The following is a 23,030-nucleotide window of genomic DNA, read 5'->3' on the forward strand; positions in this document are numbered from 1 at the left end:
CACGATGCCGAGGCGCGGTGTATGGCTTGACCCATGAGGAGTCATCACGTGAGCCGGATCATCACGGCATCTCCGGAGGCTGTCTACGACGTCGCGTCGGACATCGGCAACCTGCCGAAGTGGGCCGCCGGCCTCGCGCAGTCGGAGGTGGTGCAGGACGGGCGGGATCTGTTCGTCGAGTCCCCGATGGGGCGGGTCCGTATCCAGTTCGTGGAACGGAACCGGTTCGGGGTGCTTGATCACGACGTCGTTCTGCCGTCCGGGACTGTCGTCACGAATCCGATGCGGGTGGTCTCCCACCCAGACGGTGCCGAAGTGCTCTTCACCGTTCGCCAGATCGAACTCAGCGATGCGGAGTTCGCGCGGGACGTCCGGATGGTCGAGGCCGATCTCGATCGTCTCGCAGCGCTGGTGAGCAACGGGGCACCCGCAGTTCCGGGCGGTAAGGGGGAGTAACCCACGTGCGGCCAGGGCGCCGGGCATCCAGCGTCTGGCCCGGTTGCCCGGGTGCGGAGGGGGATCGGCCTCCGGGCCGTAGCCGAACGGTAGGGTGACGCTGACAGAAGGGCTGCAATGTGTTCTCTTCACCATGAGGTGGATCGTCGGGTCGCCGAGCCGCTGGCCGCTTCGCTCGACCGCACCGGACATCTGGTCACCTCGGTCGTCCCGCCAGGCTATGAGCGCTACGTGCGCGTCCTCAACCCTGTCGCCATCGGTGACGGTTCGGTCATCAGGTGGTCGGACATCATGGAACGCAACGGCCTCGAACCAAGCCCCTGGATGCAGTGGGACGAGCTGAAAGCCCACCCTGACGCCGTTCTTCCCGCCGGCAACGCAGAACCTGCGATGGGTGATCCTCATCCAAGCCTTGCAGGAGCCCTGATCCGCGAGCTCCACGTGGACGAGGGCCGACACTACTTCGCGAGCTGGACCGGCTACGTCGAAGGAAGCGCTCCGCCGATCATCGAGTTCTCACCATCCCGACGGGAGATGGCGCTGTACTCGGGCGTCCTCATCGATGCCGAGGGCTCTGTGGTTGTACCGACTACGGACACGGGCCGCGTTCCCACGTACTGGTGGCCAGGAGATCTGCAGTGGTGCGTCGGCCAGGACCTGTACGCACGAAGCCTCATCGTCGGCTGCGACCTACCCACCGCCGGCAGAATCCTTGCGGCCGAAGACCTGGACTCCCACCTGATCCGCGAATCGGACATGGTTCCCTCCGAGGACTTCTGAACCTCATATGCCCCGTTTCGGGACGGGGGTCCTTCGCTGGGACAGAATCGCATCGTCGGCTAGAGGGCGGGCAGTGTCACAACCGCCTCACCGTACGTAAGAGTGACGTCCTGGGTCCTGTCGATCTCCGTGGGGGTACTGATGACGTGGGTCCGTGGTGCCATGTCGGCTGAGCACACCGTCGCCTCGTGGCGGTCGATGCCCACCTTCACGGTGTGAGGACCGACGACCTCGATCGATGAAGGGAAGGCGGGGCAACTCCCGCTGCCCACCAGGACGATCGCGAACGTGTCGCCGCCGTCGAGCCACCCAGCCCTCGGGAAGGGGTAGGCGGAGCCCGGGGAGCGGGGAGGTTGCTCTCCGATGATTGCTTCCGCGGGGAGTCCTCCCCGGATCTCGGACTCGGCGATCGACTGCTGCAGCGAGTCCGTCGCTTCGGGAGCGGGAGGTGACCCTGTGGTGCCGGGTTCTGCCGTGCATCCTCCGATCAGCAGGACGGTCGCGGCCACCACGCCCACAGCAAGTCGATCCCCCATGACACGAGACCAGGGTGCACCGGAGACATGTAGCCCAGGGCACTGGTCACGCGGTGTCCGGCGTCCACGCGCGTCGCCGGGATCCAGGTGGTCGAACCCTCGGCGGGGACAGCGACAGGAGCGCGGCGTCACGGAGCGTCCGGGCCCGACGACGCATCCAGGATGCGCGCCGCGCCCGACTCCGCGGCAAGCTGCTCGTCGGTCAGGGCCGCTCCGCGCAGGAAGCCGCTCCGGGCGAGCATCCCCCGGAGTTCACCGGCACCATAGGGGCGGGGCCATCGGCTGTGGGCAACCACATGGCAGGTGGGGCACAGCGGAACGAGGTCGACGAGCGGATCGACGGCGTAGTCGGCGTCGACGTACTCCGGCGGGGTGATGTGATGCATCTGGATCAGGTCACTGCCGTCGAGGCCGTACCTCTGTTCGAAGTCGAGGCCGCACGCATGGCAGGCGGAACCCCGGTGGGCGACGACCGTCCTCCGCACATCCGGGTCGTGCTCGAACCGGTTGACGTGCACCCGCTTGCCGGCCGCCGGCGGCAGGGAACCAGGGGCCGGATCGAGTGAGCCGGCGTCGGGGGTGAACGCCTCTCTCCAGGCCGTACGCAGCGCCGCCTCGTCCGTCCCCTCGATCACGATCGGTCTGCCGTCGGCGGCCAGGACGCCGGGTGCGAGTTCCACGAGCCGCGTCAAGGCCAGCTGATCGCCGTGGGGGAGGAGGGCGTCGAACTCGATCTGCGCCGGTGTCATCGGCTCATCCTCCGGCTCTGATTCGCCGACGGCAGCGAGGGTGCCGTGGCCGATGAGGCCCTGCGCGGCCGGGGGACCGGTGAGGATCACCAGCCACACGTCCATGCCGCGTGAGGGGGCGGTGGGCGGTGCGGCAGCGTGCGACGAGGCGAGGAGTGCGGGGAGGGTCCAGCGCTGCCGGACCACGCCGTCCCGGCGCACGGCATCGATGTCGGCTACGTACGGCCCGTCCCACTGGGGCTCATCCGGGTTCCAGGGAATGATCACTGCCACCATGGCACGAGTGTGACAGATACCCGCCCTCGCGGTTCAGCCTCGAAGCACCCATCTCTCGGCTTCCTCCCACTCGGTGAAGAAGCGAGCATCGGTGCGGGCCTTCACCAGGAACGCGGTGAGCACGAGGTCGACGGCGTCGGTCCCGAGCACGGCGACCCGGGCGGGGAACTCGTGGGAGAGGATCGCCGTCCTCGCCTCCCACGTGATCTCCTTCAGTTTCGTCACCTCCACCAGCAGCGGCAGGGTGGGCGAGCCGGACATGGCGATGGCGGATCCGACGCCGGAGATGTCGCTCCGATCGATGGCGATGCGTGGTGTCCAGCGCAGGTGGAGCATGTGCGGGAGGACGTCGAGCGAGAATCGGCCCGTCCTGCGGTCCGCCGCCCCTCGGGAGTCACACCGCTGCATCATGTTCGTATCCATTCGGCAGACCCCCGGAATCACAGCGTCACCGCGCGCGAGGTACTGCCGCCGAGTTTCGGGGTGTGGGCCACGCGGGCGGTCGGTCGCGCAGGCGCGCGGACTGGAGGATGTTCGACGCCGCCTGGGGCACGGATGGGTGAACAACCGAAGCAGGTGGCGTTGCGCCCGTCAGGGGAGCGGGGGCGTCACAGCTCCCACCGCGGCTGATCCTGCCAGAGCATCATGCCGTCGAAGCTGTTGATCACCTCGCGCACGCCCGGTGCGAGGACGGGAAGTCCGCCGTCGAGGGCGATCAGCGGTCCGTAGTGCCGCAACTCCGCCATCTCATTGGCGAAGTGGAGGGCGCGCGCGTGATCGGCCGTGAGGCCCACGCCGCCCGCCGCGACGGCTTCGAGAGCCGACTGGGCCCGGCCGAACAGGATGGCATGGGCGAGGTCGATCGCCGTCGTCTCGGGGTCCTGTTCCGCCTCGGTGGCCCAGCTCCGCAGCACAGGGTCTTCCTTGAAGCGCACGCTCGCCTGATCCCGTTCCACTGCCATGACGTCCCCGCTGATCGTTGGCTGTATCGAAGTCCAAGCGTCCCAGTCGCCGCCTCCACCGACAAGACCGGCCGATCCGAAATACGAAGTTGTTAGCCGCCCGTGATCTGTGCAGACTCCGCTCGTCCGTCGCGGTGGGTCGTGCCAGACTGGGACCATGCGCCCACATCCCCTGAAACCGCACGCGCGCTCCACCAGCCCGGACCGTGCCATGACCCCTGCCGGCGAGGAGCGTCATGTCGCCATGCGCCTCGACGACGCCTGGCTCCGATTCCAGACCCGGCGGGCGATCCGCCGTGGACGGGTGGAAACCGTCATCCCCTACACGGGTTACGGCTCGACGTCGTGGGTGCGCGTCCTGGCGCGCGTTGTCCTCAGCGATCCGAGGGACGCCGTCCCGGGGTCGGACGAGGGCCGCCTGAAGCCGCTGCAGGACGGCATGCGCGGCTGGCGCAACTTCACGAGCGCGCCGGTGGCGCACGCCGTCGTGCACGTCACCATCGGTGACACGGTGCACGACGTCGAGGCGGACCGCGGTGGCGTGGTGGACGCCCGGATCCCGGTGAACCTCGCCGCCGGGTGGCACAACATCACCCTCCAGACGGGCGGATCCAGGACGGCGGAGGCCCCCGTCAGGATCGTCGAGGGCGGGACGGAGTTCGGCGTCGTGTCCGACATCGACGACACCGTCATGGTGACGGCGCTGCCCCGACCGTTCCTCGCCGCGTGGAACACCTTCGTGCTGGACGAGCACGCGCGGACGCCCACCCCCGGCATGGCCGTGCTCTACGAGCGCATCGTGCGCACGATCCCGTCGGCTCCCGTCCTGTACCTCTCCACCGGGGCCTGGAACGTGGCGCCGACGCTGTCGCGGTTCCTCTCCCGGAACCTCTACCCGGCAGGGCCGAAGCTGCTCACCGACTGGGGGCCGACGCGCGACCGGTGGTTCCGCAGCGGGCAGGAGCACAAGCGGCTCTCCCTCGAGCGGCTGGCCGAGGAATTCCCCGAGATGAAATGGCTGCTCGTCGGCGACGACGGTCAGCACGACGAGGCGATCTACGCCGAATTCGCCCGCCGTCACCCCGAGAACGTGCGGGCCATCGCGATCCGGCAGCTGTCGGTGAGCGAGGCAGTGCTCGCAGGTGGCCGCTCGAAGACCGGCGTGCAGCCGACCCCGGGCATCCCGTGGATCTACGCCCCCGACGGCGCCGGCATGTCCGCCCGCCTTGAGGAGATGGGCATCATCGAGCACACGGTGCGTACCGCCGACGTGCCCGAGGAGGGCGACATCGCGGGGGAGTCGGACTGACCGGGCGGCGCCGCAGTTCGTCATGAAGGCCAGGAGTCTTGATGGCACCACCGCTCTGTCGTAGCGTGGGCGCCTAGCTACCGAAGGTAGCGGGTCAGCGACTTCCGCAAGGAAGTGTGGGTGCCTCCATGTGGGCCTGACATTCGTACGCAGTATCACGATGATTCGTCACCGTAATGTCCCTGCACCTTCTCCCGCCCTCCGCCGCAGCAGGCGGCGCGGTGGCACGTACGAAGAGGATCCCATGTCAGCACCCGCGTATCCGGCTCTCTCCTACGAGCTGTACCCACCGCGGAACCCCGTCGCGGAGGACTCCCTCTGGACGACCATCCGCCGCCTCGAGGACACGCAGCCCGATTTCGTCTCCGTGACGTACGGCGCAGCGGGACGCAACAGGGACGCCGCGTTCACCCTCCTGCGGCGCCTGCTCACGGAGACCACGCTGAAGCCGCTCGCCCATCTCACGTGCGTCGGGACCAGCCGTGAGGAGCTCACCGAGATCGTCGACCGGATGATCGGCGGCGGAGTGCGGGGCATCCTCGCGCTGCGCGGGGACATGCCGGATGGCTACGGACCCGACGAGGACGAGGTAGAGCACGCCGACGGGCTCGTCCGGCTCATCCGCGATGTCGAGGCCCGGCGGACCGCCCAGCTCGCGGCCGGCCGCATCTCGGTCGGCGTCGCGGCGTATGCGACACGCCACCCGGAATCGCCGAACCTGGAGCAGGACATCGAGGTACTGCTGGCGAAGGAGGCCGCCGGTGCCGACTTCGCGATCACCCAGGTGTTCTTCCAGCCCTCCGACTACTCGCGGCTCGTGACCCGTGCCCGCCGCGCCGGGGTCACGATCCCGATCATCCCCGGCGTCATGCCGCTGACGAGCACCCGTCGGCTGGAACGGCTGAGCGGCCTTGCGGGCGTCGACGTCGACGACGCCCTGTGGTCCCGGCTGGCAGCCGCCGGCTCCGACGGCGAGCGCCGTCGGGTGGGTGTCGCGGCCACCGTCGAACTCGCCCGGGCGGCACTGGACGACGGCGCACCCGGCCTCCACCTCTACACCTTCAACGAGCATGCCGCAGCCCTCGATGTCCTCGACGCGCTCGAGCTGGAACGACCGCCCCAGGCCGGACTGGCCGCATCCCTCTAGCCCGGCGTCCCCGTACCCCGCCCCTCCGCCGCCACCAGGAGACCGACGTGCCCACACCGTTCCCGCACAGCACCGTCCTCGGCTACCCGCGCATCGGACCGCGTCGCGAGCTGAAGAAGGCCCTCGAGGCGTACTGGTCCGGGCAGACCGACCGGGAGTCCCTCGAGGGTGAGGCGCGGCGCATCCGCGCGTCGACCTACGCACGCCTGACGGAGCTCGGGCTCAACCCGCACGACTGCTCCATCCCGGCGTCGTTCTCGCTCTACGACCAGGTGCTGGACACCGCCGTCGTGCTCGGTGCCGTGCCGGAGCGGTTCGCGGACCTGCCGGACGACGACGGTGCCCTGGACCTCGACGCCTACTTCACCCTCGCGCGGGGCGACGCGACGCGCCCACCGCTCGAGATGACGAAATGGTTCGACACCAACTACCACTACCTCGTGCCGGAGATCGGGACGGCCACGCCCTTCACCCTGTCCCCGGGGACCGTGCTGCGGGACGTCGACGAGGCGGCCGGGGCCGGATACCGGATCCGGCCCACGCTGATCGGCCCGGTGACGTTCCTGCTGCTGAGCAAGGCGGACGACGGCGAGGACCCCGCCTTCATCCCGCTGGACCGGCTCCACGACGTGCTGCCCCTGTACCGGGAGCTCCTGCGCCGGTTGGCGGACCGGGGCGTGCGCTGGGTGCAGTTCGACGAGCCCGGCCTCGTCGCGGACACGGTGGTGCCCGAGAAGCGGATCGAGGCGGCCGTCCGGGACGCGTACGGTCACCTCACGGACGGCGCGGACCGGCCGGCGCTCTTCGTCGCCGCCCCCTACGGCTCCCTCGGGACCCGGCTCGCACCCCTCGCCGCCGCCGGGGTCGACGCCGTGCACCTCGACCTCGTCAAGGGTGCCGTCCCCCCGGCCGAGGACATCGGCCTGCTGCGTGGCAGGACGCTCGTGGCGGGCGTGGTCGACGGCCACAACGTCTGGAAGGCCGACCTCGCCGCGGCGTGCGGAGTGCTCGACGCCCTGAGGAACGACGGCGTCGCCCTGTCCGTCACGACCTCGACCTCCCTCCAGCACGTACCGCACGACGCCGGCATCGAGCAGGCGCTGGACCCGCAGCTACGCTCGTGGCTGGCCTTCGCCGACCAGAAGATCCAGGAGGTCGCCCTCCTGGCAGGGCACGTCGCGCACCCGGGCAGCATCGACGGCGAGATCGCGGCCGCCGCCCGGGTCCTCGCCGGGAGGCGGACCGCGCCCGGCGTCGAGGTCCCGGCCGTCCGCGCGCGGACCGCGGCCCTCACGCCGTCGGACTTCGTCCGGGGCGACGTCGGGGAGCGGCGCACGGCGCAGCAGGCCGCGCTGGACCTGCCGGTCCTGCCGACGACGACGATCGGCTCCTTCCCGCAGACCGCGGAGATCCGCTCGGCGCGGGCACAGGCCGCACGGGGGGCGTTGTCGGGGGAGCAGTACGAGGCTGCCCTGCAGGACGAGATCCGGCGCGTCGTGACCCTGCAGGAGGACCTGGGCTTCGACGTGCTGGTGCACGGGGAGGCCGAGCGCAACGACATGGTGCAGTACTTCGCCGAGCACCTGGACGGCTTCGACGTCACCCGGCACGGCTGGGTGCAGTCCTACGGCTCACGGTGCACGCGCCCGTCACTGCTCTGGGGGGACGTCAGCCGGCCCGCGCCCGTCACCGTGCCCTGGACGGCCTTCGCGCAGTCCCTCACCGACAGGCCGGTCAAGGGCATGCTGACCGGACCGGTGACCATCCTCGCGTGGTCCTTCGTCCGCAACGACCAGCCGCTCGCCGACACCGCGAACCAGGTGGCGCTCGCGCTCCGCGACGAGGTGGAGGACCTCGAGCGGGCCGGGACCCGCATCATCCAGGTCGACGAGCCGGCACTGCGCGAACTGCTCCCCCTCCGCAAGGCGGACCAGGCTGCGTACCTCGCGTGGTCGGTACGTGCCTTCACCCTGGCGACGGCCTCCGCGGCACCGGCTACGCAGATCCACACGCATCTGTGTTACTCGGAGTTCGGCAGCGTCCTGGCGGCCATCGACGGGCTGGACGCCGACGTGACCTCGCTCGAGGCCGCGCGCTCGCGGATGGAGGTGGTGCACGATCTCGAGGAGCACGGGTTCGGGCGGGGTGTGGGGCCGGGGGTCTACGACATCCACTCGCCGCGCGTGCCGTCGGTCGAGGAGATCCGGGCCCTCCTGGAGCGCGCCGTCCGGCATGTGCCGGCGGCGCAGCTGTGGGTGAACCCCGACTGCGGGCTCAAGACGCGCGGGTATCGGGAGACGGAGGAGTCACTGCGGAACCTGGTCGAGGCCGCGCGGGCTGTGCGGGCGTCCGTGGAGGCTCCGGCCGGTTAGGTGCGGTCCGACGTCGTGTGCCGGGGCGCGATGCTCTGGCTGCGGAGGATCTCGGCCAGGTGGTCCAGGAAGAGCCGCACCCGGGCGTCGTCGGCATCACCGGTGCGGAGCGCGAAGATGCTGCGGGCGAGCCTGATCTCGGGCACGTCCAGTGCCACGATGCCCTCGGGCCGGTTGACCATCGCGAGCTCCGGTACGAGGGCGGCCCCCAGGCCCGCCGCGGTGAGTTCGAGGCTGGCGTTGAAGTCGTCGCAGTACGCGCTGATGCGCGGGTGGAGGTTGCAGCTGGCGAAGAGCCGTTCGATCACCGTGGCGTCCGCCGTGCCGGGGTGGTGCATGATCCACGGCATGTCGGCCAGCTGGTCGGCGCTGACCCGGGCTCCGCTACGGATGCCCCAGCTCGCGGGCAGGATGACACGGAAGTCGTCGTCGCCGATCCACTGGCGGCTGAGGGTCGACGGCCAGGCGAGCCCCGCCTGGCCCACCTGGTAGACGAGCGCGAGGTCGAGGTCCCCTCCCGTACGCAGCCCCTGGATGGCATGGGCGGGCTCCCCGACGAACAGGCGCAGCGACACCCCGAGGCGCTGCCACTCGGGCATGCGGAGGAGCCTCGGCAGCGTGAACGTGGCCAGGCTGGGGAAGATGCCGAGCCGGAGCTCGTGCGCCGGGCCCGACCCGGCGCGGGCGGTCGAGGCGAGCAGCGCGTCGATGTCCGTGAGGACCTTCGCCGCGTGCCGGGACATGGCGACGGCGGCGTCGGTGGGGACGGCGCTGCGGGCCGAGCGGGTGAACAGGGCGACACCGGTGTCGCGTTCCAGTGCGGACATCTGCTGTGACACCGCCGACGCCGTGTAGCCGAGGCTGGTGGCCGCACCGCTGAAGGATCCGTGGCGGATCACCTCGAGCAGCGTCCGCAGGTGGATCGGGTTGACCATCCAGCACTCTCCATCCCGTGGTCCGGACCGGGCCGTAGCCGGCACGGGTCCTGTCGAGCTTACCCGCGAGCCTCCGATGGGGACGGGCGCCGCGGGCCGGAGCCCCTGTGGTTCATTGCGCAGATATGGCGGGTGTCCGACGGCGGAACCCGCCACTGGTGCGCACCCACCGGGTGCTCGAGAGGGAGGGGCGCAGCGAGGACCGCGACACGCCGGGAGGAACGCGACACGAAGTTTTTCTGCCTGTGCGGAAGTCCTCCACAGAGCTGTGGACGACGCCCCCGCGAGGCCGCGGATCGGCTGATTCCCGGGGTTCCGCTGGGCGCTGATCTGTGGACATCGTGTGGACTACGACCCCTCCGAATGACATACTTGTAATACATCATCTAGGGGTTGGCACCACGGGCCTGCACTAGATGTAGTATCGAAGGACAGAAACAGCCGCTGGACGGCATGGGTTTGCCAGACGCGGGAATCCCCGGATTTCTTCCCCTTCCGGGGTCGCGCGCCGCTCATGACGCGGCAGCTGTTTCATCGATGAATCTCGTATCAGTAGTAGAGAAAAGGGGACCAGGACATGACCGTCACGGTGTACACGAAGCCGGCTTGCGTACAGTGCAACGCCACCTATCGCGCTCTGGACAAGAAGGGCATCGCCTACCAGAGCGTCGACATCTCGCAGGACCCGGCCGCCCTCGAGCGCGTGCGCTCCATGGGGTACATGCAGGCCCCGGTGGTCATCACGGACAACGACCACTGGTCCGGCTTCCGCCCCGACAAGATCAACCTGCTGGCCGATGCCGCCGTCAGCTCGGTAGCCTGACCGGTCCCTTCGGGGATCGCCGGCGAGGCATCCTGAGATGGTCACCATCGCGGACAACCGAGCCGCCCCCGCTGAACCGGCTGCTGCCGGGGACGCCGAGGGACCCCTCACCGATGCGCCGCTGATCTACTTCTCGTCCGTCTCGGACAACACCCACCGCTTCGTGAAGAAGCTGGGGGTCCGGGCCGCCCGCATGCCGCTGCTCACCAAGGAGCCCACGCTGCGGGCAGCCCGGCCGTACGTCCTGGTCCTTCCCACCTACGGCGGGACCACCGGCAATGGTGCGGTACCCCGCCAGGTCGTGAAGTTCCTGAACAACCAGCAGAACCGCAGCCTCCTGAGGGGGGTGATCGGGGCCGGTAACACCAATTTCGGTGAGACCTACTGCCTTGCCGCCGACATCGTCGCCGCCAAGTGCAACGTCCCCGTTCTCTACAGATTTGAAGTCATGGGCACGTCCGAGGACGTGGACCGGGTAACCAAAGGATTGGAAGAGTTTTGGACATGAGTGTTGCAGAGACAGAGGCGGGTGCTCCCGCAGCCGCAGTGGACCGCTTCAAGGACATGGGCTATCACGAGCTGAACGCCATGCTCAACCTGTACGGGCCGAACGGCGAGATCCAGTTCGACGCCGATCGCGAGGCTGCGCACCAGTACTTCCTGCAGCACGTGAACAACAACACGGTCTTCTTCCACGACCTCGAGGAGAAGCTCGACTACCTCGTGAAGAACGAGTACTACGAGCGCGAGACGCTCCACCAGTACACGATGAACTTCATCCGCGACCTCTTCAAGCGTGCGTACGCGAAGAAGTTCCGCTTCGAGACCTTCCTCGGCGCCTTCAAGTACTACACCTCGTACACACTGAAGACGTTCGACGGCAAGCGGTACCTCGAGCGCTACGAGGACCGCGTGTGCATGGTCGCCCTGCACCTGGCCCGCGGCAACGAGGCCCTCGCCGAGCAGATGGTTGACGAGATCATCGACGGACGCTTCCAGCCCGCCACCCCCACGTTCCTCAACGCCGGCAAGCGCCAGCGCGGCGAGCTCGTCTCCTGCTTCCTCCTGCGCATCGAGGACAACATGGAGTCGATCGGCCGGTCCATCAACTCGGCCTTGCAGCTCTCCAAGCGCGGCGGCGGCGTCGCGTTCGCCCTCACCAACATCCGCGAGGTCGGCGCGCCGATCAAGCAGATCGAGAACCAGTCCTCCGGCGTCATCCCCGTGATGAAGCTCCTCGAGGACAGCTTCTCCTACGCCAACCAGCTCGGTGCCCGCCAGGGCGCCGGCGCGGTGTACCTGCACGCCCACCACCCGGACATCAACCGCTTCCTCGACACCAAGCGTGAGAACGCGGACGAGAAGATCCGCATCAAGACGCTGTCCCTCGGCGTCGTGGTCCCCGACATCACCTTCGAGCTCGCCAAGCGCGACGAGGACATGTACCTGTTCTCGCCGTACGACGTCGAGAAGGTCTACGGCATGCCGTTCTCCGACATCTCGGTCACCGAGAAGTACTACGAGATGGTGGACGACGCCCGGATCAAGAAGACCAAGATCAAGGCCCGCGAGTTCTTCCAGACCCTCGCGGAGATCCAGTTCGAGTCCGGCTACCCGTACATCATGTTCGAGGACACCGTGAACCGGGCCAACCCGATCGACGGCAAGATCATCATGTCCAACCTGTGCTCCGAGATCCTCCAGGTCTCCGAGCCCACCACGTACAACGAGGACCTGTCCTACGACCAGGTGGGCAAGGACATCTCCTGCAACCTGGGGTCGCTGAACATCGCGAAGACCATGGACTCGCCCGATTTCGGCCGGACCATCGAGACCGCGATCCGCACCCTCTCGGCCGTTTCGGACATGAGCCACATCGGTTCGGTGCCCTCGATCGCCAAGGGCAACGACGCCTCGCACGCCATCGGCCTCGGCCAGATGAACCTGCACGGCTACCTGGCCCGTGAGCGCGTCCACTACGGTTCGGAGGAGGGCCTGGACTTCACGAACATCTACTTCTACTCCGTGGTGTACCACTGCATCCGGGCGTCGAACCTGATGGCCATCGAGACCGGGCGTGCGTTCGCCGGCTTCGAGAAGTCCAAGTACGCCAGCGGCGAGTTCTTCGACAAGTACACCGATCAGGTGTGGGAGCCGGCGACGCCGCGCGTGCGTGAGCTGTTCGCCGACGTGCGCATCCCCACGCAGGAGGATTGGCGTGCGCTGAAGGCCTCGGTCATGGAGCACGGCATCTACAACCAGAACCTGCAGGCCGTCCCGCCGACCGGCTCGATCTCGTACATCAACAACTCGACGTCCTCCATCCACCCGGTGGCGTCGAAGATCGAGATCCGCAAGGAAGGCAAGCTGGGCCGCGTGTACTACCCGGCGCCGTACCTCACCAACGACAACCTGGAGTACTACCAGGACGCGTACGAGATCGGCTACGAGAAGATCATCGACACCTACGCCGCTGCCACCCAGCACGTGGACCAGGGCCTGTCCCTGACGCTGTTCTTCAAGGACACCGCCACCACGCGTGAGATCAACAAGTCGCAGATCTACGCCTGGCGCAAGGGCATCAAGACCGTCTACTACATCCGTCTCCGCCAGCTCGCGCTGGAAGGGACCGAGGTAGAGGGCTGCGTCAGTTGCATGCTCTAGGCAACTGAATTGGCCAGGCCGGGCGGTATGCCCGGCCTGGCTTCCGGCACACCAGGCAGTACCCACGCAGACAAGGAAGACACCATGAGCGAGAAGCTGAAGCTCGTAGACCAGGTCCAGGCCATCAACTGGAACCGTATCCAGGACGACAAGGACGTGGATGTCTGGAACCGCCTGGTGAACAACTTCTGGCTGCCCGAGAAGGTGCCGCTGTCCAACGACGTGCAGTCGTGGGCCACCCTGACGCCGGAGGAGCAGCAGCTCACCATGCGCGTCTTCACCGGCCTCACCCTGCTCGACACCGTGCAGGCGACGGTCGGCGCGGTCAGCCTCATCCCGGATGCCCTGACCCCGCACGAGGAGGCCGTCCTCACGAACATCGCGTTCATGGAGTCGGTGCACGCCAAGAGCTACTCCTCGATCTTCTCCACGCTGGCCTCCACCAAGGAGATCGACGAGGCGTTCCGCTGGTCCACGGAGAACGTGAACCTGCAGCGCAAGGCGCACATCGTCACGGACTACTACCGCGGCGACGATCCCCTGAAGCGCAAGGTGGCCTCGACGCTGCTCGAGTCCTTCCTGTTCTATTCCGGCTTCTACCTGCCGATGTACTGGTCCTCGCGCGCCAAGCTCACGAACACGGCGGACCTCATCCGCCTCATCATCCGTGACGAGGCCGTGCACGGGTACTACATCGGCTACAAGTACCAGCGCGGGCTGGAGAGCGCGACGCCGGAGCGCCGCCAGGAGCTCAAGGACTACACGTTCGAGCTGCTGTTCGAGCTGTACGAGAACGAGGTCCAGTACACGCACGATCTCTACGATTCCGTCGGCCTGGCCGAGGACGTCAAGAAGTTCCTGCACTACAACGCCAACAAGGCGCTCATGAACCTGGGCTACGAAGCGATGTTCCCGTCCTCCGTGACCGATGTGAACCCGGCGATCCTCTCGGCGTTGTCCCCGAACGCCGACGAGAACCATGACTTCTTCTCGGGCTCGGGCTCCTCGTACGTGATCGGCAAGGCCGTGAACACCGAGGACGAGGACTGGGACTTCTAGGTCTCTGTGACGTGAACCTATAGTTGCGACTATTGCGAAGTTTGCGCGACTTTTGAACACCTACTCGCGACATAGTCGTGACTATCTGTGGGACGTCATCCAACCTGAGTGTGAGGTCTCGATTTATCTGAGCAGTATTGCCCTTTTCTGAGCATCGCTTAGACAGGACCGCACGGTAGGTGAACGGCTTCCTGGGAGTCGGACTGCGAAGTTCAGTCTCGACTCCCGGGGAGCAGTTTAATGGATACGCGTAGTTTGTTGTCGGTGGATCAGCGTGAGGCGGCTGTAGCGGGATTTGAGAAGGGCATCGCGGATATGGGAGTTTCGACATCGCTGGGTGTGGCTCATCAGCCGGTCGGGCGTTTGTATCAGCGGTGAAAGATCTATGGTCGAAGAGCGCCCGTGACCAAGCCGACGAAGCAGGTCTACTCGTTCAAGGTCAAGCGCGGATTCCCAGAGCTTCACGATCGCCGGATACCGTTCGCCCCACTCGACGGTGAACTCTTGGAAGCGGTCCTTCGCAGCCTGCTCGCTCGAACCCGTGTAGACGGGCTTGATTGCCGTGACGATGCCGTCGCGGTCTTGCCGACCCGCGTACCGGAAGCTGTTGTGGATCAGGCGCACGATGCACTGCTGCACCACGGTCCGCTGCCAGGTCGCGGGAATCGCTTCGGGAGGCCTTTCAACCCGTCGCAGACCGCGATGAGCACGTCCTCGGCGCCCCGGTTCTTCAGCTCGGAGAAAACTTGCAGCCAAAAGCGGGCGCCTTCACCCCCGTCGCCGGCCCAGATGCCTGGGATGTCGCGTTCCCCGTTCGCGGTGACGCCCAAGACAGGCGTCGATCGGGGTGTTGCGTACCTGCCCGTCGCGGACCAACACCCATGAGCGCTGGGGGTACCTCCCACGAAGTGGGGGACGACGAACAGGACCGGGTAGAGCGGGTCCAGCGGGCGGCCGGACCACTCCGCCAGCTCACCGGCGACCCTCTCCGTGATCTTCGCTGATCGTGTCCTTGGAGACCCTCGCCCTATAGACCTCCTCGAAATGCGCTGCGATCTCTCCGGTCATCAGTCCGCGGGCGGACAGGAAGAGCACGATCTGATCGATCCCGCCCAGGAGCCGTTTCCGCTTGGGCACGATCACTGGCTCGAACGACCCGTCCCGATCCCGCGGCACCTCGATCTCGACCAGACCGATCTCTGTCAGCGCGATCTTCATTCGGGCGCCATTGTGCATGTTCTCCGCGATCGGCGCCTGCCCGTGCTCATGCCCGAGATGCTCGGTCAGCTCGGCTTCCAGAGCGGTTTTCAGGACGTTCCTGGTCAGCTGGTTCAGTGGCCCGCCGGGTCCGACGAGGCTTACGTCCTGCTCCTTGGCGTGGGCGAGTAGCCGTTCGGCAAGGTCCAACAGAAACGATGAGCTTTCCTGTCGCGGGATCGATCATCACCCTCTGATACCTCGGTCGTGAAGTCGTTTACGGCCATCTCTTCTCGGATCAGGCCGGACCCTTACACACCGTTTTTCTTACAGTCCCCCCAAGTTCAGATATCCGGCGGGGTTTCTTCGTGGTGTGGCGGCTTTTTTACCAGCGCGCTGCTTTAGAGGTCGTGGACCCCGATGGAGTCGACACCGTGCCTGACGACGCAGGAACGCCACGGGCTTTCGAGGGCCTGATCGGCTTCGCGGTAATGTATCGCATGCGGGTCGAGGGTCTGGTGCGCAGCTGGCCGGCTTCATGATCAGGAACTCGGCTGGATTCCTGCTGCGCGTTCTGCCGAGGGGCTGACGGCAGCTTCACTGCCGCGAGTTTCTTCACGGTGTCGGAAGTCGTGCGACCGAGCTGCTTGTCGAGGATGACCTTGATCTGGGCAGCGAAAATCTCTCCGCGCAGGGCTTCGAGCAGCTCGTCCTTGGTGCGCTTGCGATCGGTCATCATTCCTCCTTTGTACGTTCATTGTCTCCCGGTGCGGGTGAATCGTCTATGAGGCCCCCGATCGAGGACTGCTCCTCATCCGTCAGGCCACCGGCTGCGGCAATCTCCCTGACCAGCTGCTGGATATTGTCGTCGTCCATATGGGTCTCCGACTTCTTCCAAATGGCGTCGAGCACCTTCTTGTCGTCCTTGCTGGCCATCCTGCTCTCCAGCAGGCGTTTCACCATCTCCCGGCCGTAGGCGACCATCTTGGGATTCTCCGACGTAGTCGCGTCCAGCGCCCACTGGGTGCGCTTCCACCACTCACTTCGGTCGTCGGACTCGCGCCTCTGTCGCAGGGTGCGCCAGGCGACCCCTGCGATCAGGAACGCAGCAACAAGTGCCGAGAACGGCGCGAAGGCGGCGATGATCTCCCAGGCAGCCGGCTCTCCCGGTGCCAGGCTGTTCAGAGCTGCGACGACCTGGTCAGCGATGTCCTGGATCTCGTCGTCGGTCATCGGCACACCGCAGTCGGATCGCGGTCCATAGGTGTCTCGCTCTCGTAGGTCTCACTGAAGTCTTCCATAGGAGATCCCGGAACCGGCTCCGCCGGTTCGCGTCGACGTCGCGACGCGATCACCACCAGCGCAAAGTAAAGCTCACTGCCGCGGCGCCGAGCTTCGAACGTGCCGGGAAGGTATGGTTGCCCTCACCGCGAAGGGGAGCGAATGACAGACAGCGAGCCGAAAATTCGGCGGCAATTCCGGGTTCAAAAAGATGACGGTCAGTTCTGGAACATGAACTACACCAACGCCGGACTGCGTTGGGAACGAGTAGACACCGGTTTTGATAATCCCGTTCCAAATGCGGGCATCTTTCCTCCGCCTAGGGGATCAACGAGCGCTGCGTCGATTATCAGCGAGGTAGCCAACACAGCGACGAACATCGGCATGTGGTGGGAGACCCGGCAGCAGCGCCTTCTCAATGAGGCAATGAACGACGAGACGCGAAGACTGCCTTGGCTGGCGGAGATGATTGCGCGGTGGGGCGATGCTCACCGCGACGGCGATCAGCTGGACCTACGAGTCTCAGAGTATCTGGCGCGCGAGACCCGAGAGATGATGGACGCAATTGTCGCGAACAAGCGCGTCGCGTTGCCGCAGTCTGTACTGTACGAGCTCGAGATGATTCAAGACACGCTTCGTTCGTTCCGTTCGCTGATAGTCAGTCAATTTGAGGCCCTGTCATGTTCCACTCGAATCGATCTCAATGGGGCGGTACGAAGCGCACTGCCTAATGGTCGGCTCGATATGGACTTCATTCATTCTCTCGGTCAGGACCCCGCAGTGGAATGGGCCGAGCGAGTGCGAACCAAGACGACTGGAGAATTCGAGCTGGAACTGACTCAGGCCCTACGTCACCCGCCTACATTTTTCTCACGTGTGTTTCCCAGCAGCACACAGGGCACTCCGTCCACGACTGAGCAGGAGAAGAACCTTCGCGTCGTGGATCGTCTCGTCGGCCTTCTTGCACCCGCACTCCCACGACTCTTGGCGACGGACCCCCGATCAGACGGATCTGACAGACGAGACGCCTTCCGCGAACTGTCGCTTTTTCCGGCCGAAGTTGCAAGAGTGAAAGCCCTCAACTCAGCTTGGCTTATTACTAGTGCGATCGTAGAAGCGAATTCCGACAGTCGCATGCATGTGCAGGCGAGCGGCCGGGGAATACAGGTAGAGCTAGCGCCGGCGCATCCTATGCAACAAATTTCGTCTATCTGAAAGGCGAGAGACCACTAAACAGCGTTGGGATAGTCTTCTGCACAGATGCCCAGAACATCAGACTGACCGTCAACTTCTATGGGCACCTGGTGCTCGAAGAGCACGGAGAGATGGCCGAGATAGCGAGCGCGAGTTTTCTGTAGACGAATCAGGGTTTGATCCCATTGCTCGACTGAGCACATGTCGGATAGTGACATGGCTCGCTTGTCGCATTCGTCGTGCTAATGTTTCTCGACTGCAACTAGAGCAGTCATCAGGAGTCTGAGCAGTTCGCCTGCTCAGCGTGGTCTCGCAGCAGGATGGAATTAGGGGAAGATGAACAAGAGGGTCAGGTGGGCTGGGATCAGCGTGCTCGCGGCAGGTTTGTTTGCTGGTGGTATCGGAATGGGTAACGCGGTCGCTGACCCCACCGTCAGCGAGGAATACGTTGCAGTTGTAGCAGACAAGGACGCTAAGCAGGCCACGATCGAAGAAAAGGATGCCTACGTGGACTCCCTTCAGACTCGGCAGAAGGAGCTGGAGGCGCAGTTAGATCAGGCTCGAGCGCGGGAAAGTGGTTTGGAGACTCAGGAAAACTCGGTCAAGGAACGGGAAACGGCAGTCGGAGAAGCCGAAGCCGCCGTAAAGAAGCGCGAGGACGCAGTCAAGGGCGCAGAGGCCCGTAAGGCTGCCACATCAATCAGCGAAGGAACGTGGACAGTCGGCAGAAACGTCGAGCCTGGGACGTACACGACAAGCGCTCCTGTCACCGGCCGTTGCTACTGGGGGATTTACGTGTCTGGGACTAATGGCGACGATATCGTAGCCAATGACAACGTAAACGGTGGCCAGCCCACCGTGACGCTGCAGGTTGGTCAGGACTTCAAAACCGCCCGTTGCGGTTCGTGGTCGAAGATCGGTTAACCGTCCAATGAGGAACCGTGCAGCTTCACGCTTGGGCGGTCTTCCTTGTCCGAACTCGAGGCGTGTCCTCTGCACAAATAAACCGTCGTGGAGTTCCCGCTCCGATCAAGGCAATACTAACAAGCGCGAGGGGACTCAGCGGGGATGTAACCGAACCCTGGAGAACAGGTACAACCCCAGGTCCCGCGGCCAATTAATTCAATTGTGCGTCGGCGGCTACACACAAGTCAACCCTTATCCTTATAGGGCCAGCCTTCTTGCTGTGCGAGTTTGCGAAGGAAGGATCGCCTGATGGACCATTCCCCACCTGGTCGAGGCGGGATCTGCCAGGCTTGATGTTCCATCAGGTCATTGGAGTCGCGAAGAGTCCGCAACTTGGCGCGCAGTGTTCGGTCACTCCTACCGACGGTCGCGGCAGCTTCCACTGCATCGAGAATATCTTTCATGCACCGATTCTGTCAGCACGCAGGCGAACGCTCAACGGGCCTCTTCAATCTGGCTTGCCGTGAAGCTCTCGCCCGCACGGATCACCACGGGTGAGTGGTTGAGGAGCTACTCGATTAGGCCACGCCGAACAGTGAGACCATGGGCACACCCGACCCGGAACCAGGATCTCCAGCGTCCCCGGTCGACGGATACTCCCACACGTATGCCTCCATCACGCTTTCGCTCGTTGATGCTCCGCACCAATGCGAGATCTCCATGATCGAGAATCGATGCACCGGGCTGGGTTCGCCAGGATTCGATGATGGTTCTTTTGCGGTGCCGTGCATGCTCAGAGTGGGATGATGACCTTGTGGCCACAGACAGCACGGACGGTTCTCCTCATGTGATCCGATGCGAGCACTGGTGCGAAGAGCTTCGTCGCTTCCATGGGTGGTACCCCCACGAAGGCCCCCACGCGTGCGATTGGGGGAACCACGATGGCGAGTGTCCGTACTGGGCGAGCGTTGGTGGGCGGCCGGACTCCTAAACGCAGCCTGACAGGAGCAAAGCTGCTGCGATCATGGGAGCCCGGTGGCTTTCTAATCGACCAGGTACCGGCGTCATCGCTTGGTGCCGTCGGTCGTCGCACAACCGTTGACCGCTCGAACTGCCGGGACGGCAAAGAGGCCGGTCGCCTCTCGACGACCGGCCTCCTCCTAGAATTCCTTCATGCCCGTCACGCCGCGATCGTTGTCGGTGTCGACCCGCGATGGATACTGTCTTGAACTCTTCGGGAAGGGGAGTTAGTGGGCGGCGTTGTAGGCGTCGATGATGGACTGGGAGATCCGGCCTCGGGCGCTGGTGCTGTGCCCGTTTTCCTGCGCCCACTGACGGATCCGCTGCGTATCCTCACGCTTCGACTTACCCGAGCCAGACCCCGAGGGCGCGGCGGACTTGCCACCCTGTCCGCGCCGAGTGCTGGCTTTGCGGGCCTTGTCCACGTATTCGGAGAGGGTGGCGCGGAGTGTCTGGGCATTCTCGGTGGTCAGGTCGATCTCGTACTCGGTGCCGTCGACGCCGAAGCGGACGGTTTCTTGGGCAATCTCTCCGGTGAGGTCATCGACGAGTTCGACCTGTACACGCTGTGCCATTATCGGGTTGCTCCTAAATATTGTGGACTTGAATTGCTGAACCCCATTCGTCGACCCTATCGCGAACAAATATGTTCTGCACATCCACCTATTACTCGAAAACGCCGGGGCATTACTCGTCCGGGGGCCGAGTCGGTTCGTCGGCTTGCCACCGCATGAATCAGCGGGCGCACTCCAGTACTCCTCTCAGTGTTCCGATTAGTGCTCGTGCAGGTATTCATCGCCGGTTTTTGTGCTGCGGGTCACGTCAAAGGGAGTGGGATTTTCGGAGCATCGACCGGAGTGATCGTCCATGGTGAAGTGTTCCGTAGGATCAGGTTTTATGGACCTGGGTGCCGGCGGTCAGCCGAGAGTGAAGCGTGCGCGTCGTGGGGATGTGCTTGCCTTGAGTTGGAGCACGTCGTTGGCCCTGAGTCGGGGGAAAGGGGCGCGGGTTCGCTGGTGGGGGGCGTTGCCGGGCTGTGCTGATGCTGCCGATTCTCGGTCTTGTCTTCCTCATGTACATCCCCGCAGGGGACGTGGTTACCACCCCGTCGCGTGATGCCGTGATCTTCTTGACGGAGGCCAGGAACCCGAAGAAGGCCCTGCAGCGTGCCGGATCCATGATCCTGGTGTGCCTGGGTTTCTTGGTTGCGTTTGTTCTCTGGCTGGTCGCTCTGACGGCTCTAGGTGATCTCGTGCAACCGTGGGTTGCCGTGCTGTGGCCGCTCTGGTGCGTGGCCGGGCTCTTGTGCCTGGCCCCGTCGGCCGGGGGAAGTTTGTCTTCCGTGATGGAGGCGCTGATGACGCGTCCGAGAGGGGCCTATTGGGTGGCGCAAGCCCTCGCGTCCGCACCCGGTGCGCAGTGGCGGGGCCTGGACTTCGCGAAGATCGCGATCGAGACCTTCGTCCCCGTCGGGGCCCCGGTTATTGCCACCGCGGCGTCGGAGAAGATCGCGGTGATTTACGAGCGGTTTGGCTTCGTGCGACACAAACCCGGCAGCCTGAACCTGACCCGGAGAAGGTAACCCGGTGACCGGCCGGATACTGTCTGGAACGGTCAGCACCGGGTGCCAGGATGACTCCGGCCCTGGTGCAATGCTGTATTTGCCGCGCTCCGACGAAGTTCGTTGATGAGGGTCGGCCGCTGCGCGCGGGCTGGGTGTACTGGACGATTACCGTCGACGTCGGCCGCTACTACCGCCCGGAGCACTAGCATCGCGCCTCAGGCCGGGATGCTAGTGAGCTACGCTGCGCTGCATGCCGAGTAGGGGAGTGAGGGGGCGGCAGGGTGACTGTGACAGGGAGGATCTGTCGCCCCCCGTTAGCGCCGGCGTGTCATCCTGTGGGCATGGTTGATCTTCAACTGCGAGCACTGGAGGCCGAAGCCAGGCGTGTGCCCGACCCAGGCGGGCCCCTGAGCAACTACTCGGACGCGCTGGAAGCGTGGGCTGCCACGCACCCCGAGCTGCCCTATAGAAGGCTGAAGCCCATCATCGACCGCTTGATGTGGGAGCACCGATAGATCTCGCAGGCATCGAAGGTGCCGGTAGTTTGAGAGACGACCCAGGCCCTACTGCGCCTCAACAGATGTCCTTGTCACGAGGGAACCCCGGAGACGGAACCATGTAATGCGGTTTTCGTCTCCACCGCTTTATGGCGTCGATTAGGGCCGTCGATCAGCAGCGTGGTGTGTGGCGGCTGGGATGCTGGGTAGATGACAGACCAACCCCCGGACGAGGGGCAGTCCAGGCCGCTGCGGTTCCTGACCCTGCAGCAGGTCGCCGAGGAGCTGAACACCACCCCGAGCACCATCCGAGGGCTCATCGCCTCAGGGGAGTTGCCGGCCATCCAGATCGGCAGCCGGGGCCAGTGGCGCATCGAACGCACCCAGCTCGAGGACTACATCGCCGGCGCCTACACCAGGGCCCGCACCGACCTGGCCAAGGGCGAGGTGTAGGGATGGATGCTGCGCAGATCGAGGCGTTGCGTGCCGAAGCAGCCGCGATACCGGACCCGGGCGGACCACTCCTCGGCGCGTACGCTGACGCGCTGAACACCTGGGCTGCTTCTCACCCCGAGGCGGACCGCAGCGTGTTGACGAGCATCATCATCCGGCAGCTCAGGATCCATATGTAGGCGGCAACGCCTCGACCTACGCTGGACGGTCGTCCTTTTCGACAGTTGCCGGCGTGACCGCGTTCAGCCACACCCAGCCCTCGCGCTGGATGTGGATGAGGGGTTTGAGGAATCGGATTTTCACGGCGGTGTGCGTGTAGGAGACGGCGTGAGCCTGGATGCGGAAGGCTTTAGAGGGGTACCGGATCCACGCATACACCCTGCGCGGTTCCGGGAAATCGGTGGCAGGAGTGTTCTCGAGGTCGAGTTCGGCCGCGGTGAGCATGATGAGTTCCTCGCGCATCACGAACTCCTCGATCCGCTCATCCATTGCCCGGGCGTAATGGCCCTTGTGCCTTCGGTTCTGACCCATAATTCACTACTTGCTTCGCTATCTCCGGTGTGTATTGGCCCGGCACGAACCGCTCACACCCGACCGGGTCCAATAGAGGCATCAATTGTGAGTTGATCAGGGACCGATCAGGGCTGCTCAGCGTTGGTTGGTGTTTTGTTGGAAGCCGTCGACGGTGGTGACGCCGGGCAGCCGCCAGTCCGTCGAGCGTGGGTCCGCGCTCATCTCGAACTCCAGCACCGGGGACGCCGGCCCGGTCTGGGCCTGGAACCGTCAGAATCGGGTGCCAGCACTACCCCCAGACTCGGGTAGGGGAGGAGGGGTCGAGGTGGGTCCGGGT

General features: G+C 65.3%; 25 protein-coding genes and 1 pseudogene. 14 read left to right on the top strand and 12 right to left on the bottom strand.

What is annotated here, in order from left to right:
* The first annotated feature begins 48 nt into the window (after window positions 1–48).
* Together AC4D2F_RS00805 and AC4D2F_RS00810 are read left to right on the top strand one after the other, a co-directional pair.
* Window positions 49–456, top strand: coding sequence for an SRPBCC family protein (locus tag AC4D2F_RS00805; protein ID WP_490909127.1), 408 nt, complete (start codon window positions 49–51; stop codon window positions 454–456).
* A gap of 117 nt (window positions 457–573) precedes the next feature.
* The gene (locus tag AC4D2F_RS00810) at window positions 574–1,236 is read left to right on the top strand and encodes a hypothetical protein (protein ID WP_490909129.1); all 663 of its coding nucleotides are present in this window, start codon (window positions 574–576) and stop codon (window positions 1,234–1,236) included.
* A 59-nt stretch (window positions 1,237–1,295) separates the two neighbouring features.
* Here AC4D2F_RS00810 and AC4D2F_RS00815 read toward each other — a convergent pair whose 3' ends face one another.
* From AC4D2F_RS00815 to AC4D2F_RS00830, 4 genes are all read right to left on the bottom strand, one after another.
* The gene (locus tag AC4D2F_RS00815) at window positions 1,296–1,772 is read right to left on the bottom strand and encodes a hypothetical protein (RefSeq protein ID WP_490909130.1); all 477 of its coding nucleotides are present in this window, start codon (window positions 1,770–1,772) and stop codon (window positions 1,296–1,298) included.
* A 128-nt stretch (window positions 1,773–1,900) separates the two neighbouring features.
* On the bottom strand, window positions 1,901–2,797 hold the full coding sequence (locus AC4D2F_RS00820) for an HNH endonuclease (RefSeq protein ID WP_490909131.1): 897 nt from the start codon (window positions 2,795–2,797) through the stop codon (window positions 1,901–1,903).
* Window positions 2,798–2,830: 33 nt separating this feature from the next.
* The gene (locus AC4D2F_RS00825) at window positions 2,831–3,208 is read right to left on the bottom strand and encodes a hypothetical protein (protein ID WP_490909132.1); all 378 of its coding nucleotides are present in this window, start codon (window positions 3,206–3,208) and stop codon (window positions 2,831–2,833) included.
* A gap of 197 nt (window positions 3,209–3,405) precedes the next feature.
* Entirely contained in the window at window positions 3,406–3,759 is a 354-nt protein-coding gene (locus AC4D2F_RS00830) for a hypothetical protein (RefSeq protein WP_490909133.1), read from the bottom strand.
* A 157-nt stretch (window positions 3,760–3,916) separates the two neighbouring features.
* On the opposite strand from AC4D2F_RS00830, the gene AC4D2F_RS00835 reads away from it, so the two are divergent.
* From AC4D2F_RS00835 to metE, 3 genes are all read left to right on the top strand, one after another.
* The gene (locus AC4D2F_RS00835) at window positions 3,917–5,068 is read left to right on the top strand and encodes an App1 family protein phosphatidate phosphatase (RefSeq protein WP_490909134.1); all 1,152 of its coding nucleotides are present in this window, start codon (window positions 3,917–3,919) and stop codon (window positions 5,066–5,068) included.
* 244 nt (window positions 5,069–5,312) lie between these two features.
* Complete coding sequence (locus AC4D2F_RS00840; RefSeq protein ID WP_490909135.1) at window positions 5,313–6,215, top strand: methylenetetrahydrofolate reductase; 903 nt, start codon at window positions 5,313–5,315, stop codon at window positions 6,213–6,215.
* Window positions 6,216–6,262: 47 nt separating this feature from the next.
* The gene (gene metE, locus AC4D2F_RS00845) at window positions 6,263–8,587 is read left to right on the top strand and encodes a 5-methyltetrahydropteroyltriglutamate--homocysteine S-methyltransferase (RefSeq protein WP_490909136.1); all 2,325 of its coding nucleotides are present in this window, start codon (window positions 6,263–6,265) and stop codon (window positions 8,585–8,587) included.
* Here metE and AC4D2F_RS00850 read toward each other — a convergent pair.
* The gene (locus AC4D2F_RS00850) at window positions 8,584–9,522 is read right to left on the bottom strand and encodes a LysR family transcriptional regulator (RefSeq protein WP_490909137.1); all 939 of its coding nucleotides are present in this window, start codon (window positions 9,520–9,522) and stop codon (window positions 8,584–8,586) included. The two genes, metE and AC4D2F_RS00850, sit on opposite strands and share 4 nt — an antisense overlap.
* Before the next feature lie 577 nt (window positions 9,523–10,099).
* On the opposite strand from AC4D2F_RS00850, the gene nrdH reads away from it, so the two are divergent.
* From nrdH to nrdF, 4 genes are all read left to right on the top strand, one after another.
* Window positions 10,100–10,345, top strand: a complete 246-nt coding sequence (gene nrdH / locus AC4D2F_RS00855) for a glutaredoxin-like protein NrdH (protein ID WP_104164474.1) — start codon at window positions 10,100–10,102, stop codon at window positions 10,343–10,345.
* Between the two features lie 37 nt (window positions 10,346–10,382).
* Window positions 10,383–10,853: a class Ib ribonucleoside-diphosphate reductase assembly flavoprotein NrdI gene (nrdI, locus tag AC4D2F_RS00860; RefSeq protein ID WP_104164476.1), complete on the top strand. Its 471-nt coding sequence runs from the start codon at window positions 10,383–10,385 to the stop codon at window positions 10,851–10,853.
* Window positions 10,850–13,009, top strand: coding sequence for a class 1b ribonucleoside-diphosphate reductase subunit alpha (gene nrdE, locus AC4D2F_RS00865; RefSeq protein ID WP_104164478.1), 2,160 nt, complete (start codon window positions 10,850–10,852; stop codon window positions 13,007–13,009). The genes nrdI and nrdE overlap by 4 nt, the downstream gene beginning before the upstream one ends.
* 84 nt (window positions 13,010–13,093) lie before the next feature.
* Window positions 13,094–14,068, top strand: coding sequence for a class 1b ribonucleoside-diphosphate reductase subunit beta (nrdF, locus tag AC4D2F_RS00870; RefSeq protein ID WP_104164480.1), 975 nt, complete (start codon window positions 13,094–13,096; stop codon window positions 14,066–14,068).
* A 237-nt stretch (window positions 14,069–14,305) separates the two neighbouring features.
* On the opposite strand, the pseudogene AC4D2F_RS00875 reads toward nrdF, so the two are convergent.
* The 4 genes and pseudogenes from AC4D2F_RS00875 to AC4D2F_RS00890 all read right to left on the bottom strand — a co-directional run bounded on the left by AC4D2F_RS00875 (window position 14,306) and on the right by AC4D2F_RS00890 (window position 16,498).
* Window positions 14,306–15,114: pseudogene (locus AC4D2F_RS00875) on the bottom strand (transposase).
* Entirely contained in the window at window positions 15,041–15,475 is a 435-nt protein-coding gene (locus tag AC4D2F_RS00880) for a transposase (protein WP_490909139.1), read from the bottom strand. The pseudogene AC4D2F_RS00875 and the gene AC4D2F_RS00880 overlap by 74 nt, the downstream one beginning before the upstream one ends.
* A 175-nt stretch (window positions 15,476–15,650) precedes the next feature.
* Window positions 15,651–16,001 (bottom strand): hypothetical protein, encoded by a 351-nt coding sequence (locus AC4D2F_RS00885; protein WP_490909140.1) that lies wholly within the window; start codon window positions 15,999–16,001, stop codon window positions 15,651–15,653.
* Window positions 16,001–16,498: a hypothetical protein gene (locus AC4D2F_RS00890; protein ID WP_490909141.1), complete on the bottom strand. Its 498-nt coding sequence runs from the start codon at window positions 16,496–16,498 to the stop codon at window positions 16,001–16,003. The genes AC4D2F_RS00885 and AC4D2F_RS00890 overlap by 1 nt, the downstream gene beginning before the upstream one ends.
* A gap of 210 nt (window positions 16,499–16,708) precedes the next feature.
* On the opposite strand from AC4D2F_RS00890, the gene AC4D2F_RS00895 reads away from it, so the two are divergent.
* Window positions 16,709–17,761: a hypothetical protein gene (locus tag AC4D2F_RS00895; RefSeq protein WP_490909142.1), complete on the top strand. Its 1,053-nt coding sequence runs from the start codon at window positions 16,709–16,711 to the stop codon at window positions 17,759–17,761.
* Between the two features lie 315 nt (window positions 17,762–18,076).
* Window positions 18,077–18,664 carry an Rv1352/Rv1906c domain-containing protein gene (locus AC4D2F_RS00900; RefSeq protein ID WP_490909143.1) on the top strand — a complete coding sequence of 196 codons (588 nt, stop codon included), beginning with the start codon at window positions 18,077–18,079 and terminating at the stop codon, window positions 18,662–18,664.
* Between the two features lie 227 nt (window positions 18,665–18,891).
* Here the strand turns inward: AC4D2F_RS00900 and AC4D2F_RS00905 are convergent, their stop codons facing one another.
* On the bottom strand, window positions 18,892–19,110 hold the full coding sequence (locus AC4D2F_RS00905; protein ID WP_490909144.1) for a hypothetical protein: 219 nt from the start codon (window positions 19,108–19,110) through the stop codon (window positions 18,892–18,894).
* Window positions 19,111–19,893: 783 nt separating this feature from the next.
* Complete coding sequence (locus AC4D2F_RS00910) at window positions 19,894–20,241, bottom strand: histone-like nucleoid-structuring protein Lsr2 (RefSeq protein WP_490909145.1); 348 nt, start codon at window positions 20,239–20,241, stop codon at window positions 19,894–19,896.
* A gap of 467 nt (window positions 20,242–20,708) precedes the next feature.
* On the opposite strand from AC4D2F_RS00910, the gene AC4D2F_RS00915 reads away from it, so the two are divergent.
* The 3 genes from AC4D2F_RS00915 to AC4D2F_RS00925 all read left to right on the top strand — a co-directional run bounded on the left by AC4D2F_RS00915 (window position 20,709) and on the right by AC4D2F_RS00925 (window position 22,359).
* Window positions 20,709–21,248 (top strand): hypothetical protein, encoded by a 540-nt coding sequence (locus AC4D2F_RS00915; protein ID WP_490909146.1) that lies wholly within the window; start codon window positions 20,709–20,711, stop codon window positions 21,246–21,248.
* A gap of 689 nt (window positions 21,249–21,937) precedes the next feature.
* The gene (locus AC4D2F_RS00920; RefSeq protein ID WP_490909147.1) at window positions 21,938–22,180 is read left to right on the top strand and encodes a helix-turn-helix domain-containing protein; all 243 of its coding nucleotides are present in this window, start codon (window positions 21,938–21,940) and stop codon (window positions 22,178–22,180) included.
* A gap of 2 nt (window positions 22,181–22,182) precedes the next feature.
* Window positions 22,183–22,359 carry a hypothetical protein gene (locus AC4D2F_RS00925; protein WP_490909148.1) on the top strand — a complete coding sequence of 59 codons (177 nt, stop codon included), beginning with the start codon at window positions 22,183–22,185 and terminating at the stop codon, window positions 22,357–22,359.
* Window positions 22,360–22,375: 16 nt separating this feature from the next.
* Here AC4D2F_RS00925 and AC4D2F_RS00930 read toward each other — a convergent pair whose 3' ends face one another.
* Entirely contained in the window at window positions 22,376–22,669 is a 294-nt protein-coding gene (locus AC4D2F_RS00930; RefSeq protein ID WP_490909149.1) for a hypothetical protein, read from the bottom strand.
* Window positions 22,670–23,030: the final 361 nt, after the last annotated feature.

The organism is Arthrobacter sp. TJ-263, assembly GCF_058269155.1.